We start from the raw sequence: 16,548 nt of genomic DNA, 5'->3' as shown, positions 1-16,548 counted from the left end.
ATGAATTAATTCAATTACAGGCGGTGCACCATGATTATCTACAGCAGTAACGCATTAGCTTTTCGGGAATCTGTTGATAACAATCAAATTACAGTTCAGATTGAAGAAGCATTCATTAAAGGTATGGGAAAAAGACCCAATCAAGGGGAAGTACGAGCTTGGAACAACTCTATGCAGTTTATGGAGAAAATTATCCGTAATTCGAAGGTAGCAGATGACTGCGGGATATTAATTGAGTACAACATTCCTTCTACAAGTAAACGAATAGATTTTATCATTGCAGGTCAGGATGAAAAAAAGAATGATAACTTTGTGATCGTTGAGTTAAAACAATGGGATGCAGTAGAGGCTATGGATCGGGAGGATGTTGTAAGGGCCTTTATTGGAGGTAGAACAAGAGAGACACCGCATCCTTCATATCAAGCATGGTCATACAAACAGTATCTGAGTGATATGAATGAGGCCGTATATTCCAAAGATATTAACGGATACTCATGTGCATATCTACATAACTACAGGACAGTACAGCCGGACCCCCTTCAATATAATCAATATCAGGATATCATCCGTGAAGCTCCTTTGTTTTTAGCTGATGATGCTTCTAAACTTCAAGATTTTCTAAAAAGGCATGTAGGTGAAGGGAATGGAGTTAATTTACTTTATTTAATTGAGAATGGTAAGATTCGTCCTTCTAAGAAACTAATTGATCATATCGATGGATTATTTCAAGGGAACTCTGATTTTGTTTTACTTGATGAGCAGAAGGTTGCATACGAGGCCATTATGAGCCTTGCCAAGCAAATAGATGTAAAACGCACAATCATTGTGCAAGGTGGGCCTGGAACAGGTAAATCAGTGATATCTATGAATGCCCTTGGTGGATTACTTAAAAATAAGTTGAATGTTAAATTCATTGCGCCGAATGCTTCATTCCGGACGGTTATGGTAGAGACCTTGACTCAGCGACAAGCTAGAAACAAAACTAGGACAAAGATGTTATTTACGGGATCAAGTCAGTTTTACAAAGAGCCAGCTGATATGTACGACGTACTTGTTGTGGATGAGGCGCATCGTTTAAAAGGTAAAGGAGCATATCAATATCTTGGGGAGAATCAGATCGAGGATATCATAAAAGCATCTAAAGTGAATGTGTTTTTCATAGATGACTTTCAACGTATTCGTCCTGAAGATATAGGTTCTATAGACGAGATTAAACGTTTAGCTGCCCTATATGATTCGGAAGTGCATGAATATTCACTAGCAGCACAGTTCCGTTGTTCTGGAGCAGAAGGATTTTTGAATTGGGTTGATGATGCTTTACAGATTCGTCCCACCGCTAATTTCGATGGTTGGGATCAAGATTCTTTTGAATTCAAATTAGTAGATACGCCTAACGAAGTATACGATCTAATCAAAAGTAAAAACGATCAGGGATATAAGGCGAGGATGTTAGCAGGATTTGCTTGGAATTGGACAGCTGATAAAGAAGGTAATCGCAATGGGGAAATTCCGGATGTCACTATTGAAGAACATCGTTTTGCTATGCCTTGGAATGCACGTTCTATATCAAGCACCTGGGCTATTCATGAGAGTGGTATAGATCAGATCGGGTGCGTTCATACATCTCAAGGTCTTGAATTTGATTATGTAGGCGTAATTATAGGGAATGATCTTAAATTCGATTCGGAGAAAATGGAACTTTATTCAGATTATGATGAGTACAAAGATAGAATGGGAAAACGAGGACTTAAATTTAAAAACGAGGAACTAACAAAACTGATCAAAAATATTTATAAAATCTTGATGTCTCGGGGGATGAAAGGTTGTTATGTTTACTGTCGGGATAAAGAATTGATGAATTATTTATGTAGCAGAGCAAATTCAGAATGATGTGTACCATGGACTGTGCAAAGTAGAGAGAAACCCTATCCGTCCATAAATGGACGGATAGGGTTCGTGTTTTCACATCAATATTCCTTTAATAACATTTTTGGCTACTCGAATATTATCAGGAGAAGAATCTCTTAGCAGTTGTACAATTTCTTTGATTTGTTTCTCATCTTCAGTTACTTCAAACTCTTCTTCTATATAAGCAAATAATTGAATCAAATTAACATCTAAAGATTCAGCGATCTTTGCGAGGTTTACCAAAGAAACATTCTTTTCTCCACGTTCGATCTGTCCTATGTATGAAAAATGAAATCCACCTTTTTCTCCGAGGGATTCCTGTGAATACCCTCTTTCTTTGCGTAGTGCGCGAATTCTGGCTCCGACCAGCTTCAGAACTTCTCTGTCCTCGTTCATGGTATTCACCTCTCTATGTTCAAAAGTGTAGACAAGTTTCCTCAAGGTAAACACCAAACGAAGAATACAAATAATCTAATTGATTACTATATGTATCATTTTATTGTATAATACTGGTATTAACTCTTTGGAGGGATGACAATGGCAAGAAATTGGTCCATAACCGTAGCACATTGTAATCACCAAGTAGATTTTACCCCACGTTTGCAAGACCATGATATCTCCACACAACCTAGTTCCAAACATACTCCTGCTTACCACATGCTACGTACCACAATAATGGCCTACCACCAACATGCTAAGTATCATCTCAAACTTGCCGCCATCATGTGTAATCACAATCAGTTTAAAGCCTGCCTAATTCTATGTGATTGGGCTCTAGCTTCCATGATTAAGGCGCTTTATATCCATAAGTATCATTCAGTTCATCCCCCCAAAGAACTCACCATGAATGAAATCTTGCCTTTAGTGCATACGGACACTGAACTCGGATTGGATATTGCATTGTTCATCGGCACGATGCAACATATGTCATCTTTGGAGGATTGTCCACACGATCAACCACTAAAACTAAACAACATCGAAAGTCTTATTCAACGAACGGAAGAGATATTGGATGATCTATCTGCACGTTTGATGAAGGATTCATCAGAGTAAGATGTTTTTTTAATTGATCATTTGGGTTAAATGTTTGATTTATCTATGTTACGCTTACAAGATGATATCATCCAAATAAAGGATATATGATGCAGAGAATACAAAGGATGCTCTTTGCTTTGCGTCTGGAAAGTAGGTGTACATTTTGAAAAGAGTGATTGCTATCGCGTTTTTTATATTATCTATATTGGAATTGGTTACATTAATCCTAATTGGTAAAAGCATGATGACTGGATACATGGAACCGAGTACGTTTAGAGGGATAATTTCATTCCCACTAGGCGCTACGTACCTCTCGATCTGGATGTTCTTTTCACGGCAAGAGTTTACCGGAGGACGAGTCGCGGCACAGATCAGTTTTACAGCGGCATTGTTAACGGCGTGCCCGTTGGTGTGTTTGTTAATTATTTTCTATTAAATCAAGAGATTAAGAAGATTTCCTTTGAATTAGGACCTATGAAGTACGTTGTTGGAAATATTGTTATGGTGAGAAAGGAAAAATCAGGATGTTAGAAGGATGTATATACATCAAGCTTCTGCTAACATGGTAAAATCCTATTTCAAACGCGGAGAATGATATGAGTACAATTAAAGTGACACCAGAGCAACTGTTGTATGTATCCAGACAGATCGAGCAGGGTAGGCAGCAGTTGGAGGGTATACGTAATGACCTGACCGCACGGATCGGATTCATCCAGTCTCAGTGGGCGGGAGCAACACAAGAACGATTTTTCTATGATTTTCAGCAGTCACGTTCAGTACTTGATCGAGCACTGGAAAGTATGGTTAAGTCATCCCAAGATCTGTTCGCGATTGCTGAGAGATTCGAACAAGCAGATCAGGAACAGGTGAGCTTGGGAGCCGTTGCTGGACAGATTGCTGTCCATACAATGATGAACCATAATATAAGTAACACAGAAGAACAACGACGAATGGTATATAACCCTTTGTTTGGAGTTAACATGCCTGCCAGTGAAGCAGAGGATGGGATGCCAGGGCAAAAGGAGTTTGTTAAGTATTGGGAACAGGGTGGTACCTATGAGGAAATGAGGGCTGGGCCTAAGCAACCGGTGTCTAGTGGGGGGGATATATATGATGAACAGATCAGCGCATTTAAGGAAGGTCATCATCCCGTAACTGGAGAATCCATACCTGCATGGCAAGCAGCAGTTTCTATTGGAGGTTTACAGACTGCTAAGCTCGTGTTGGCTTTTACAGGAACGTATAATAGGGGTTATAAGGTTCCGACTGGAGGATTGAAGTTTCCAAAGTCTAAGCTAGACAACTTGAATGGTGTAAACCCTGTGATATTTAACAGAGATACCGTTATTAGTTCTGCTACTGCTCCCAAAAAAGGTGGAGAAACCGTTGTAGGACATGCTTTGCAGAAACATGCAGGGCGAAACCCAGATATATGGGGAAGAGTTAGAGGTGGGCCTGAACAAATTAATCAAGTAGCTCAAAAGCATTTACAGGATATACTTGATGCTCCAGGTGAATTTAAGAAAATTACAAATAATAGAGGTATTACTTTCCTCGAAAAGAATTTACCTGATGGTCGCGGAGCAAGGCTTAACCAAGATGGTTCATTCAAAGGATTTATCGATCAATGATGGAGGTTGTGAATTTGGAAAGTTTAGAAATTATTTTGATTGATTTTAACAAAAATAATCTAGATCGATTCATTAAGAATGATTTGAACATTCAGGTGGATCGGATCAAAAGTTCTCACTTTTATGATAACCGTAGTGAAAACGATATTGAATTTCAGCAAATAGAGAGCCTTGAAGAGATTCTTTCTCCTAAGGGAACGGGAAATGTATTGTTGTCTCAGCTTAACCTGGGTCATACCTTTAACGACGTGATGATTGTATTCTCATTTGATGAGGAATTTGGAGATATTGTAATTAACTTTCCTGAAGAGGAATTGTTCAGCGGAGAAAATTCAGAGACAACGTTAGAAGCTCAGAAGTTAATAGAGTATATTCTTGATATTAAGAACAAGTATGCAATTGAGAAGGTTAGAATCGGTTATGAACCAGCTATGGATGATGACACTTGCTTAGTCGAGATTGATAAAGAAATGATGGATACGAATGTTATTGTCTCGAAACTGTTGGCTTAAAATCCTTCTGAACCAGAGTTTGATGCAGAAAAATAGACATTAATAATGGCAGAAAGCCCATTTCAACTCGAATACGAGTAGTCATGGGTTATTTTTATATCCTATTTCCAATCTACTACCTTACAAAATCAACCCATCCCTCTCCATGGCAAATGGTATAATGGCAAAAAGGGAGATTCTGGCGCGAGGCTCGAAGGCTCTCACAGCAGAAAGGATGTTATACCACATGCCTACATACAACAAATTGGTGCGGGACAAGATTCCGCATATTATCACATCCAGCGGTAAGGAATGCCGCACACGCATTCTGGACCCGGAGGAGTATAAGCAAGAATTAAGAACGAAGCTGCAAGAAGAATCGAATGAGTACGTAAGTGCAGCGAACGATCAGGAAGCGTTGGAAGAACTAGCCGACATGCTGGAGGTCATCCGGGCGCTGGCTGAAGTGCATGGTGCGAATGCGGCCGAGCTGGATAAGCTTCGGGCAGAGAAAGCCGAGGAGCGTGGTGGATTCCAGGAACGGGTGTATCTGATCGATGTCGACGAAGCTTAACGTTAAACTCATTACAGATAACTTGGCAGACGAACTGATTGCCCGGATGCAGCATGCATCCGGGATTTATATTATGACGTCCTTTATTATGCAGTCTGGGGTGAGACTGCTGGCTCCGCACTTGAAACGGGCGGCAGAACGTGGGGCAGAAGTACGTATGCTCGCAGGAGATTATCTGTATATCACGCAGCCAGAAGGCTTGCGGGCGCTCTGTGAGGTTGATCCACGAATTGAGACACGGCTGTGGCGAAGTATGGGCACTTCTTTTCACCCAAAAGCGTATCTGTTCGATCATGACAACGGGGAAGGACTGCTGATTGTCGGCTCGTCGAACTTTTCGTTCACTGCGTTGAAGACGGGGTATGAATGGAATCTCGCGATGAATGCGGAAGCGGAGCCGTACACGTTCCAGATGGCTTTGGACAAATTCATGCAGAGCTTCTACCACGAGACAACCTTGCCGGTGAACCCGGATTCGATTGCGCTGTATGAGGAAGAGTACCGCAAATATCACCAGAAGAACCCGGAGATGATCCAGCGCATCACGGAGATGGAAGAAGCGGAATTTGGCACAGGTCTACCCGAGGACAAAGAGGAAGAAGCCGCCGAGCTGTCGCTTGTGCCGATCCAGCCGCGTTTGGCGCAGTTGGATGCGCTTGAAGCACTCCATGGCACGATGGAGGAACAGTACGAGAAAGCGATGGTCGTCATGGCGACCGGGCTTGGTAAAACATATCTGGCGGGCTTCTTCGCGCAGCGGTTCAAGCGGGTGTTGTTTGTGGCCCACCGGGAAGAGATTTTGTTCCAGGCGAAGAAGTCTTTTCAGCGGATCATGCCGGAGCGCAGTCATGGCATCTATAACGGGCAGTATAAGGATGGGGCGGCGGATTGTGTGTATGCTTCGATCTTTACGTTGAGTATGCAGAAGCACCGGGATGGTTTTGCGATGGATGCATTTGATCTGATCGTGGTGGACGAATTCCATCATGCGGCGGCGAAGACGTATATGTCCGTGATTGAGCATTTTCAGCCTAAGTTCCTGCTGGGCATTACAGCGACCCCGGATCGACTGGATGGCAAGGATGTGTATGCGCTCTGTGATGGGAATGTGGCGTACCAGATGCATTTTATTGAAGCGATCCGGCGAGGTTGGCTGGCGCCATTTCAATATTATGGAGTATTCGACGATATAGATTATTCGCAGATTCGCTGGATCGGGACAAAGTATGATGAGGAACAGCTCATGGCCGTTCAGTTGCAAGAGGAGCATGTAGAGACGATCTATGCAGCCTGGACCCGGCACAAACAGACGAGAACGATTGGCTTTTGCTCGTCGATCCGGCAGGCAGACTTTGTAGCTGCGTATTTCCGAAGTCAGGGCGTTAAGGTACTTAGTTTGCATTCGCGCACATCGGAGATGTCGCGGGAGGAAGCCATTCGACAGCTTGATTCGGGTGAGCTGGAGGTTGTTCTAACGGTGGATCTGTTCAACGAAGGTACGGATATTCCACGTGTGGATACGCTACTGTTCGTGCGTCCAACGGAGTCACTCACCGTGTTCACCCAACAGGTGGGGCGAGGTTTGCGGCTGGCGGAGGGCAAATCGCATTGTGTCATCATCGACCTGATCGGAAACTACCGGAATGCAGATGTGAAGCTGAGCCTTCTGGATGTGCGCGGAGACGAGGAACGAAGCGGAAATACGATGGATTCGGCTGTGCCTGAGGTTCCGGCTAACTGTGGGATTCATCTGGAGACCCGGGTGGTTAACCTGCTTCAGGAGCTGAGCCGCAAACGGCTACCGCGCCGCGAGAAGTTGCATCAGGATTTTCTGGATGTGAAGCGAGAACTGGGGCGTATCCCGACGTATCTGGAGCTGCACCTCATGGGGCGTTCGAAGAGTATAGGGTATCGGAGTGAATTCGGTTCCTATGTTGGGTTTCTGTATTGGGTTGAGCTGCTGACCCCATATGAGGGAGAGATGTACGTCCGGCACGAGGCTTGGCTGCGTGATGTGGAGAAGACGGTCATGAACAAAAGCTACAAAATGATCGTGCTGCTGTACATGCTGGAGCGAGGCGAAGCGCACTGGATGAACCCGATCACACCGGGAGAGATGGCAAGGTTCTTCCATACGTACCTGACGGAGAAGGAGTACCGGAAACGGAAAGACTTTTCGGACAAAGGTAAACTTGCGCTATGGGAATGGAATGAGAAGACGGCAATACAGATTGAGAAACTGATTATCGACATGCCAATGTCTATGTGGAGTGGGGCAAAGGGTAGCATGACGCGATTCAAGGATGGCGTGTTTTCTCTGAATGTACAGGTACAGGATGCGAAGGAAAAGGAGTTGCTGTATCGCTGGACGAAGGAGATTTGTCTGTATCGGTTGCATGCGTACTTTGAGCGAAGAAGCAATGAATAGATAGGCAACGGAGTGGCAAGGCGTTGTGTTGCTATCTGAAATTTAAGGGTACTTTGAAATTTCCTTAATATAAAAACAAACGGCGCATTGTTAAAAAAAGGTACGCCGTTTGTTTTGTTGCAGTCAATTTCTTGTTTTCCACAATCTGTAGACGAATAAGGTTACAAGTAAAATTGTAGGAATGATTACAGGTTGGATTAGGTTTCCAACTAACATTGATGTTGTAAGGGAAATCACGAAACTAACTAATGCAATTCCCACGTACAATCCTGCATTCAAAATGATAAAATGTTTTATTGGTGTCTTTTGATATCGATACACCACAAAAATGATTGTAATCACAAATAAAATGAGGAACGTCGTTTCCATAATCGTTGTCCATGTTCCAATCTGGCTGATCGAGTTAACATCTTCTTCTGTTAAGTTGTTTTTGGATATCCATTGTTGTGATTGCTTTAATCGATAATGTTCCAGAAATATATAGCAACAATAAAATAAAAGCATTATTACAGAGTAAATAAGTAAAAAGAGTTTTGAAAGCTTTTCACTTTTTATCCGCATTCAAGAATCACCTCTTTACTTATTAAAACTGATATCACTAATTAAGGCTTCAATACTGAAGGGATAGCATTAAAAGTATCAGTATGAGAGTGAGGCTTTCAGACGAAACAAATGATCTTTGTAATAAGAAACGTACATCTTACACATTTTGTTTTGCAATGAAGATACTTTTTATTTTTTGTAATCTCAGCGGTGTATCCACATCACAAAATTTCCTTTTTCTCACCCTCCACATAAACCATAATCGCTTGATACAAAAACCTCAAAAAATCCTCATCGCCAAACTGATCAAAATAACCCACATAGCGACAATCTGTCGTATATGCTTCTGCGATACACCTCAGAATCTCATCATCACAGACCATGAACTGCTCTAGGCAACTCTTCCATTCACGCACTAACGCTTGCACCTCACCAGAAGCAGGGGACAGATCCTGATGTCTCGCCAATTCCCTAAATACCTGCTCCATGTTGATCGAAAACTGCTGGTAAGCTTTTTCTTGCTCTTCCGCAGATAGCTGGCCCACATTGGCTTCGAATTCCTGATATTTCTCGGTATCTCCATATACAAACTTTGCCTCAGATTTATATTGCTCTTCGATAGACAAAATGGAAGAATCGTCAAACAGATGAAGATGAGAGATATCCTTCCCATCCACGTACTCGTCCAACTGGTCGATGATGGTTTCGAGCTTTTGTTTGCGTTGAACGAGTGTACTGCGATGCTCTCTTAGGATATCTTTCTGTTCTTCTTTGGAAAGTTGCATCATGGCTGTAATGTCTTTCAATGAGAAATTCATTTCTTTGAACAACAGAATCATCTGCAGATTCCCCAGTGCCTCTTGATCGTAATACCGATAACCATTGTCCGCGACTTTGCTCGGTTTCAAGAGATCCGTTTTATCGTAATAATGTAATGCGCGTTTCGTGATGCCGGTAATCTGAATGATATCTTTAACGGTGAAATAGGGTGTCTTCATTCCAAAAGTCCTTTGTTTCAGCAAGGATAACACTTGCCGGAGTGATGGTTGCTTCGGTAATCGGTGTACCTGTTTTGTTCAGATAATATTGAATTAAGTGATAACCGCAGGCATAGCCAGCCGCATAGGGCATACCTACAGGAGTGAAATTTTGCATAATGGCAAGTTCATCGCCGTATAGATACGGATTAATTTGGTCAAAACCGGTGACATGCAACTGGTCTTTCATCTTCGGTTTGATAACATTGTTCAAAGTCTCCATATCTGTTTTGGCTACCCAGGGGCCTAGCAACTCTTCTCCAAACAGGGATGTCGCAAACCTCTCAGCCAACCCCTCGCTAACAACCATCTCGCCAAGCGTAATCCTTGGGTTCCACTGGATATATTGATATCTCACATTATGATTGCATTCATGGGCTAACACGGATTGCATACGAGGTAGAGTATAAGCATCTGGGCTCAGGTTCGCAATAATATAACCGGGAATGCCGCCATCTCCACAAATGCCTTCATTCATCTGTAACGTTGGGCTGTTCTTATCCCCTAACAAAATGGTGTACAGATATTCGGAAACCGATAGTTCAATCCCATCCTTTCTAAAGGTGGATAGACTCGTATGAACAGCTTCATGACACTGCTGCCAAAAGGATTCAGACGAAATGGCTGCCAGCGGCTCGTTAATCTCAGGTGTGATGTCTGCTGGAGCGATATTCATAAAGTTATTCATCATGATCACATCGAAGCCGTGAGGCTCGCTGGATCGAAAGGGAATCTGTTGAATGTTCCATTTGTTCATAAAGGGACCCATCATTCGCTCGCGGTATAACTCCAATTTGTCATCAGGTGCAGCCTGGATGATCTCTTCATAGATTTTATCCGAGCGTAACGCGGTAATCTTCATCCTTATTCTCTCCTTTAGGTGAACTTGAGCCCATTATCAAGTATGACCTGACGTAACAGTCAAGGAGAAATCGCTAAATAGTTTATTTACTAATTGTTACAATTTTGGTTCAATTCCTTTGAACTTTGAGACAGAACTGAAACCCCCACCAAAGATTCTTATTATATAATGCTTTTAAATTGGAAAAACACCCCACAGGGGGGTGTTCCGCTTTTACCATATTAAAAGTTGGTCGAGTATGACAATCCAAATGTTGAAATGTTATAACTCTTTCCGTGTACGGTGCCTGATCCATTACGAATAGCTGTTCTACGGGCGATTGGATCTGAGCCGCTAACTCCTTTCAAGACAGAATACAATCGTTCTTTGTCGGGATAACGACCTGTTTCTCCCATATCTCTCCATGCTTTTTCGAGAGATTTAATTTCGGAAATGATTGAACTTTCTCCGGAAAGGCTCCAGGACTGCACGGAATGATCGAATAAGAAGGCAAGCCCCTGAGTGCTAATAATGCCGAATTTGCCAGCGAAGGTGACGGCGCGATCAAAATAACTTTCGGCATATTTGCGTTGAAGTGCCTGGTTCGCAGACTTTGCCCCCATGGACTCAAACAGTGTCTTCCATTCGGATACCACATTACCGCCGCTTGTTGAGATACTGGCGCCCCAATCAATTTGTTGTGATTTCGTTTTGTTGTTGACCACATCTTTCAGGGTCGCGGCTTTGGAAGTACCGAATACGGCTTTGAACTCGGTTTCGTTGTTCTGAATGTACTCTTTTAGTAAAGGTTGCAGGGTCCCTTGACCAAAGTTGTACTGGATAATGCCGAACGAGATTCCTTGTCCATCAAAATTACCTGAAACGGTGGAATAACCATCGTTTCCTTCAAAAAAACCGGTATTTCTCAACAATTTGTCTTTCAAGCTGTCTGTAAGTGCCATATAACTTCATCTCCTTATGTTTGGGAATACTCATAAGGCGAACGAAGTCGACTTTAAAACAACCTGAAATGAGGAAAACGGTTATGAAAAAATATATGATCCCTTTCTTGCTCCTGTTGCTTGTCGGTTCAGGGAGTACGGTTTGGTTGTACTTAACCAGCTCATCCACGAGTGAGGCAATTGAAACATCCTCCACAGAGACGGAACTCCCGCATACCGAATTATCCACTTTACCTGATATCGTTGAGATCAAAAGCGAGGGGAAATCCATAAAATTATCCCTTAACGACATTCCTCAGTATAAGAATTACTTATTAAATGAAGGAGATATCCAAGGCGAGATTGCGCGCACTCAATTCACTTCATTGGATGTACCTTCTTCTAATATGTATGTGATGCTGAAATATAGCTGTGGGTCCAAAGATTGTTCCACCATTCTAGTCCAAACCGATGGGAATAAGAGCGAAAGTCTAAATATGCCTGTCGGCATATTTCAGGATTATAAAGTTTCTTCAGATCATAAAAAGGTGTTAATTCGTTACGCTTATGACGAAGGTAGTCTGGTCAAGAGACAAATTCTTGTTGCCGTGGATCTCGAAAAATTAAAAATCATTCCGTATACATCAGCTTCACTTGAAGAGCCATTTATGTTGAAGCCGACTTGGCCCATCATCTCATATGATTGGATAGATCATAACCAATTTATTATTGAAACGGCAGCATTAGAGACAAGCGAGTATTCGGCATTGAAAGACTGGTTTTCTTCCGAAAATCGCAAAGTGAGGAAGGTTACGATCAGGCTGGACGTGAACAAACGCCTTGATGAATATCCAAAAGCTACTTAGAGTCGGGCTTTACAAATGTATTTGAAAAAAATAAAAAAAGCTGGGAGATCACTCTCCCAGCTTTCCATTTAATTTCCGAAATAATTTTTCAAACCGTTAAGAACACCTGCGGCAAAATCGAGCGATGCTTCATACATCGGATAATCCAGGTTGGCTAATGCTGCCTCGTTGGTAATATACTCCACTTCAATAAGTGCTCTTGGATATGTAGTTCCTGACGGGTATCGCAATACACCAAGAGATCCAACAGCTGCTTTTGTATCGTCCAGCACTCCGCGATCCTTTGTACCCAAAGCGGCAACGACAGCTGTTTGAAGAGTTTGTGCAAAGCTTTTGTCTCCGGAACGCGTTTGGGCATAGTAGGTTTCTGTACCGTTCGCCGTTGTGCTGCCTCCATTCCAGTGAATACTGATCACCGCATCAACTTTCTCGTTTTGTCCTTTTTGCCAGCGATCATTAATGCCTACCGCAGTATCTGAAGTTCGTGTCATCACGACATCTACACCTGCATTGGTTAGATATGGGTAATCACCTCTATGAATTATTTGATTGGCGCCAATCTACTTCATAAAGCGTGATGAACTTATCCAAAAACAACCCAATAAGGAGTATATGATGAAAAAAATACTTATCTTTTTGTTCTCTCTGTCGTTAATTTCTCTCTCTGCCTGCTCTTCAACCAAAAAAGTTGAATTGACGTTAACTTCACCGTTAGAAGGGGCCAAACTCGAAACCACTCAATTGCATATTGCTGGGAGTATTTCTGATCAGGATATTTCCTATTTCTTTTATCAGATTGAAGATGGGCATTCTTTTGTTGGCAGCGGTAAGATTGCTATAGATGAAGGGAAATTTGATGAGATAGTTGAATTTAGTGCTCCTTCGAATGGCAATGGAATGGTAAACTTTTATCTGGATGAAGATCATAATGGAACATTCGATGAGGAAACGGACACGGAGAAGGTTCTTCATTCGGTTTCGATTACTTTTGATGAAACCATTGTCCAAAGATAAGGATTATTCACCCTAAAAGTGATAATGAGACATCAGCCTAATTGTGCTGGTGTCTTATTTTTTTATCTCTACGGATCCTGAGGATAATCATTCTTAAGGATGATTTTTTAATTATTCTGCACGATATGGAAAAAAATATAGTATAATAAAGGGAACAAATGTTCTTGTTTATGGTTGTTTTTTCTCTGGGTAAAAACGCCTTCTTAAATATAAAAGTTGAAGGAGGGGGAGTCATATGAGTTCCTTAGAGAAGATTTGTCATTACCCAGCATATTCGGTGGCTGCACAGTTTGAGGAGTACAAGCATCAAAATCCCGCGTTATTCCATAATCGGGTTGTTCTAAACTTTTTCGAGCAGGAGAAGCACCAGAAGTTATTGTTGGAGTCCATTAGAGGGGAGGCTGATAAGGAAGCGGAGTTAAATGAGGCGTTTCGTAAATATTTCTTCCAATTTCGGTTTATCACATATGTCACATCATCGCTCAAATTCATGAGCATTGATCAGATGCGGCGTAATCAGCGTTATGCTACCCGAAATGTATTGATCTATGACAAGCCATCCTCGGACGAGTCCAGTATGTGTATCGGTGAGACGATGGGTGGCTATCATACTTCAGTGGATTTTTTACAGTCAGATAAGCAATCTGCTAATAATTTCCAGGAAGGCTTTGTGGATGAGCATGTGGAATCGGCATTTGATAGTTTAACGGATAAGCAGAAGCATGTCACCACGCTATATTATGGACAAGGTTACCACGATCATGAAATTGCGAGCAGACTTCAGGTCAGCCAGCAGGCGATAGCGAAGACAAGAAACGCAGCTCTGAAAAAAATGAAAACCGCACTGGTGAGAGAGGAGTAAGTAATGGACAATAGTGCATTTGCGACTTTTATAGGAGGAATCAGTCAGGTCGGTTTTCCCATCATGATTACATTATATTTATTTACCCGATTTGAGAAGAAGCTGGATCAGCTCTCAGTGAATATTGGTACCCTTATAGAGGTCATTAAAGCGGTGATTAAAGATGAATCAAAACAACGTTGAATTCTACGATGCAGTACAGAGGGCACAAAGTGGGGATCGGGAGAGCATGCTTCAAATTATTAGTGCATTTCAACCTATTATTCAGCGAATGAGATATCAGGTCAGACCCCAAGAGCGTGACGATCTGTCTCAGACCATTGTGGAGGGATTGATCATTAAGATCATGAATTATGAGTTGGAACATGTACCTACATACGCGGAGTTCTGCAAACAACTGTTTGATGCCGAATGAAAAACGAGGGAGTATATTTAAAAAAACTAAATCTGAACCCTGTCCATATTTCATGGTGTCTTTAGTTCACTGTGAAATATCCACAGGGTATTTTTTTTCGTTAAAAAAGCGTTTATGTGGTTTCATCAAACCATATTGATATCGTTTCTGCTAGCCACAATGTAAGGGGGAGATGGACTTAGAAAAAAGAATTAAGTACATTGACATTTTAAATAGGGAAAGTTATCTTAATCAATATAGTTAAGTTATTAACTAAATGGAGTTGAACAGAACGAATGGACGATTTGCAAAAGGAAAACTTACCGCAGCATGATGCTGAACAAGAATCACTGCAGGAATATTTACTTCATCTGCCGCTGCCCAATGCAGCTTTTTTCACGATGGTTGAGGCGACTGCCAATTTGGTAGCCGTATCGGAAAAATACTGGCAGTCGAAGGGGCTGAATGGAGCAAGAATCCGTGTGCTTGTGGAGATTGCCAAAGATGGGGGGACGATGCTACCTTCAGTGCTTGCCGAAAAAATTGGTGTCACCAAGGCCAACATTAGCTTACTGCTAACTCCACTGGAGCGTGATGGCTATATCGCGAGGGCTGAACATGCCCGAGATGGTCGCAAGACGGTGATTTCCATTACCGATGCTGGAAGGACATTATTGAGTGGGCATCTGCCGGGTAACCGTGAAGCTGTAGCCAGACAGATGGGCAAGTTGGATGAACAGGAGCAGCATCAGTTGATTGTTTTGTTACAGAAGCTGAATAGGTCTTAATCGTAATGCAGTTTAAAAGCGGAGCTAAGATCAGATGATTCTGGTGCCAGATATGTTGAAAGGGATACGATTGGTTCAGCGAGGAATGTGTTGAAGTCCAGCTGATCTTCTGTCCATTTAGTTAATGACTTAACTACTTGATTATGGTGTTATTTATAGGAGGGGGAGAACAGGATGTCTATGATGATTACTGGAGCGAATGGACAACTAGGCAATCTGATTATCGCAAATCTGCTAGCCAAGATCCCGGCTACCCAAATTATTGCAGGTGTCCGTAATTTGGGTATGTCCTCAACTTTAGAAGCTCTGAAGGATCAGGGTGGAGAGGTTCGCTACATGGACTATGATATTCCGGAAACATGCCAGAAAGCTTTTACCGGGGTGAATAAATTGCTGTTGATCTCTAGCTCACATACCGATGATACAGTACGGCTAACTCAACATACTAGTGTAATTAATGCAGCGAGGAAAGCAGGGGTTGAACATATCCTCTATACCAGCTTTGCTTTTCCGCAGACGGGTCTTAAAATTCCAGTAAGCGTTCATAGACTTACCGAGCAGGTCATATTTGATTCAGATATGAAGTATACGATTTTGCGCAACGGGCTGTACATTGATTTTGTGGATGTACTTGGATTAAATGAGGCGATACAAAGTGGTGTACTGACAACTCGTCCAGGAAATTGGCGATTCAATGCTGTAACACGTAGCGATCTTGCACAGGCAATTGCGAACGTACTCGCAGGTGAAGGATATGAGCAGCAAATCTATGAACTGGCCGCGTCAAAAACTTGGACCTTTGCTGATCTGGCTGAGGTGCTTACAGCGTTTGCAGGCAAGACCATTATTCACAGCGAGGATGTATCGGTGCAGCACTGGATCTACCCTTTTTTAAGCAGTATAGATACGGTATCTACATCGAAGGACCTTGAGCAATTAATGGGTCATCCGGTAACTTCGTTGAAGGATAGCATCGCACCCTTTCTGAAATGAGCAAAACATGAATTGGAGTGAAGCAAGCCTATAATTATGAAATGAAATTAATTTAAAAAACGCTTACAAACTTTCAATTCTACCCTACCTTTTACGAAACGAAGCTGAGATAATGGTAAAGTAAACGGGCATGAATCGTTCGTTTCCCGTATTGTTCATCATCTACATCAGAAAAATAAATGCTGCATATCCATAGGAGGAT

The 16,548-nt window shown here is 42.2% G+C and carries 19 protein-coding genes; 14 read left to right on the top strand and 5 right to left on the bottom strand.

Annotation, left to right across the window (positions count from 1 at the left end; all coding sequences use genetic code 11):
- Positions 1–30: 30 nt before the first annotated feature.
- Complete coding sequence (locus DC345_RS29100) at positions 31–1,890, top strand: DUF2075 domain-containing protein (RefSeq protein WP_113056097.1); 1,860 nt, start codon at positions 31–33, stop codon at positions 1,888–1,890.
- 72 nt (positions 1,891–1,962) lie between these two features.
- Here DC345_RS29100 and DC345_RS29095 read toward each other — a convergent pair whose 3' ends face one another.
- Positions 1,963–2,304: a helix-turn-helix domain-containing protein gene (locus DC345_RS29095; RefSeq protein WP_036606225.1), complete on the bottom strand. Its 342-nt coding sequence runs from the start codon at positions 2,302–2,304 to the stop codon at positions 1,963–1,965.
- Between the two features lie 141 nt (positions 2,305–2,445).
- Between DC345_RS29095 and DC345_RS29090 the strand changes: the two genes are divergently transcribed.
- The 6 genes from DC345_RS29090 to DC345_RS29070 all read left to right on the top strand — a co-directional run bounded on the left by DC345_RS29090 (position 2,446) and on the right by DC345_RS29070 (position 8,067).
- On the top strand, positions 2,446–2,961 hold the full coding sequence (locus tag DC345_RS29090) for a HEPN domain-containing protein (protein WP_181586772.1): 516 nt from the start codon (positions 2,446–2,448) through the stop codon (positions 2,959–2,961).
- Between the two features lie 193 nt (positions 2,962–3,154).
- Positions 3,155–3,379, top strand: coding sequence for a hypothetical protein (locus DC345_RS31910; protein ID WP_143781496.1), 225 nt, complete (start codon positions 3,155–3,157; stop codon positions 3,377–3,379).
- Between the two features lie 160 nt (positions 3,380–3,539).
- Positions 3,540–4,574 (top strand): WXG100 family type VII secretion target, encoded by a 1,035-nt coding sequence (locus DC345_RS29085; protein ID WP_113056095.1) that lies wholly within the window; start codon positions 3,540–3,542, stop codon positions 4,572–4,574.
- An 8-nt stretch (positions 4,575–4,582) separates the two neighbouring features.
- Entirely contained in the window at positions 4,583–5,086 is a 504-nt protein-coding gene (locus DC345_RS29080; RefSeq protein WP_309304355.1) for a hypothetical protein, read from the top strand.
- 226 nt (positions 5,087–5,312) lie between these two features.
- Positions 5,313–5,639: a nucleoside triphosphate pyrophosphohydrolase gene (locus DC345_RS29075; RefSeq protein WP_113056093.1), complete on the top strand. Its 327-nt coding sequence runs from the start codon at positions 5,313–5,315 to the stop codon at positions 5,637–5,639.
- The gene (locus DC345_RS29070) at positions 5,623–8,067 is read left to right on the top strand and encodes a DEAD/DEAH box helicase family protein (RefSeq protein WP_113056092.1); all 2,445 of its coding nucleotides are present in this window, start codon (positions 5,623–5,625) and stop codon (positions 8,065–8,067) included. Before DC345_RS29075 ends, DC345_RS29070 begins: the two co-directional genes overlap by 17 nt.
- 764 nt (positions 8,068–8,831) lie before the next feature.
- Here DC345_RS29070 and DC345_RS29060 read toward each other — a convergent pair.
- The 3 genes from DC345_RS29060 to DC345_RS29050 all read right to left on the bottom strand — a co-directional run bounded on the left by DC345_RS29060 (position 8,832) and on the right by DC345_RS29050 (position 11,450).
- Positions 8,832–9,608, bottom strand: coding sequence for a MerR family transcriptional regulator (locus DC345_RS29060; RefSeq protein ID WP_113056090.1), 777 nt, complete (start codon positions 9,606–9,608; stop codon positions 8,832–8,834).
- Complete coding sequence (locus DC345_RS29055) at positions 9,583–10,509, bottom strand: DUF2268 domain-containing putative Zn-dependent protease (protein ID WP_113056089.1); 927 nt, start codon at positions 10,507–10,509, stop codon at positions 9,583–9,585. Before DC345_RS29055 ends, DC345_RS29060 begins: the two co-directional genes overlap by 26 nt.
- A gap of 221 nt (positions 10,510–10,730) precedes the next feature.
- On the bottom strand, positions 10,731–11,450 hold the full coding sequence (locus DC345_RS29050) for a hypothetical protein (protein ID WP_090893640.1): 720 nt from the start codon (positions 11,448–11,450) through the stop codon (positions 10,731–10,733).
- A gap of 83 nt (positions 11,451–11,533) precedes the next feature.
- Between DC345_RS29050 and DC345_RS29045 the strand changes: the two genes are divergently transcribed.
- Positions 11,534–12,295, top strand: a complete 762-nt coding sequence (locus tag DC345_RS29045) for a hypothetical protein (protein WP_113056088.1) — start codon at positions 11,534–11,536, stop codon at positions 12,293–12,295.
- Between the two features lie 68 nt (positions 12,296–12,363).
- On the opposite strand, the gene DC345_RS29040 is transcribed toward DC345_RS29045, so the two are convergent.
- Positions 12,364–12,837, bottom strand: a complete 474-nt coding sequence (locus DC345_RS29040; RefSeq protein WP_258530917.1) for an N-acetylmuramoyl-L-alanine amidase family protein — start codon at positions 12,835–12,837, stop codon at positions 12,364–12,366.
- A 73-nt stretch (positions 12,838–12,910) separates the two neighbouring features.
- Between DC345_RS29040 and DC345_RS29035 the strand changes: the two genes are divergently transcribed.
- The 6 genes from DC345_RS29035 to DC345_RS29010 all read left to right on the top strand — a co-directional run bounded on the left by DC345_RS29035 (position 12,911) and on the right by DC345_RS29010 (position 16,346).
- Positions 12,911–13,309 carry a hypothetical protein gene (locus tag DC345_RS29035; RefSeq protein ID WP_113056086.1) on the top strand — a complete coding sequence of 133 codons (399 nt, stop codon included), beginning with the start codon at positions 12,911–12,913 and terminating at the stop codon, positions 13,307–13,309.
- Between the two features lie 235 nt (positions 13,310–13,544).
- Positions 13,545–14,171 (top strand): sigma-70 family RNA polymerase sigma factor, encoded by a 627-nt coding sequence (locus DC345_RS29030; RefSeq protein ID WP_113056085.1) that lies wholly within the window; start codon positions 13,545–13,547, stop codon positions 14,169–14,171.
- A 3-nt stretch (positions 14,172–14,174) separates the two neighbouring features.
- Positions 14,175–14,354: a YvrJ family protein gene (locus DC345_RS29025; protein WP_076290346.1), complete on the top strand. Its 180-nt coding sequence runs from the start codon at positions 14,175–14,177 to the stop codon at positions 14,352–14,354.
- Positions 14,335–14,586, top strand: a complete 252-nt coding sequence (locus tag DC345_RS29020; protein WP_113056084.1) for a helix-turn-helix domain-containing protein — start codon at positions 14,335–14,337, stop codon at positions 14,584–14,586. The genes DC345_RS29025 and DC345_RS29020 overlap by 20 nt, the downstream gene beginning before the upstream one ends.
- Positions 14,587–14,861: 275 nt before the next feature.
- Positions 14,862–15,353: a MarR family winged helix-turn-helix transcriptional regulator gene (locus tag DC345_RS29015; RefSeq protein ID WP_113056083.1), complete on the top strand. Its 492-nt coding sequence runs from the start codon at positions 14,862–14,864 to the stop codon at positions 15,351–15,353.
- A gap of 174 nt (positions 15,354–15,527) precedes the next feature.
- The gene (locus DC345_RS29010; RefSeq protein ID WP_113056082.1) at positions 15,528–16,346 is read left to right on the top strand and encodes an NAD(P)H-binding protein; all 819 of its coding nucleotides are present in this window, start codon (positions 15,528–15,530) and stop codon (positions 16,344–16,346) included.
- Positions 16,347–16,548 lie beyond the last annotated feature (202 nt).

Origin of the sequence: Paenibacillus taichungensis (assembly GCF_003287275.1) — a bacterium.
GTDB classification, from domain to species: domain Bacteria; phylum Bacillota; class Bacilli; order Paenibacillales; family Paenibacillaceae; genus Paenibacillus; species Paenibacillus taichungensis_A.
This window is presented reverse-complemented; position numbering and strand designations above follow the sequence as displayed.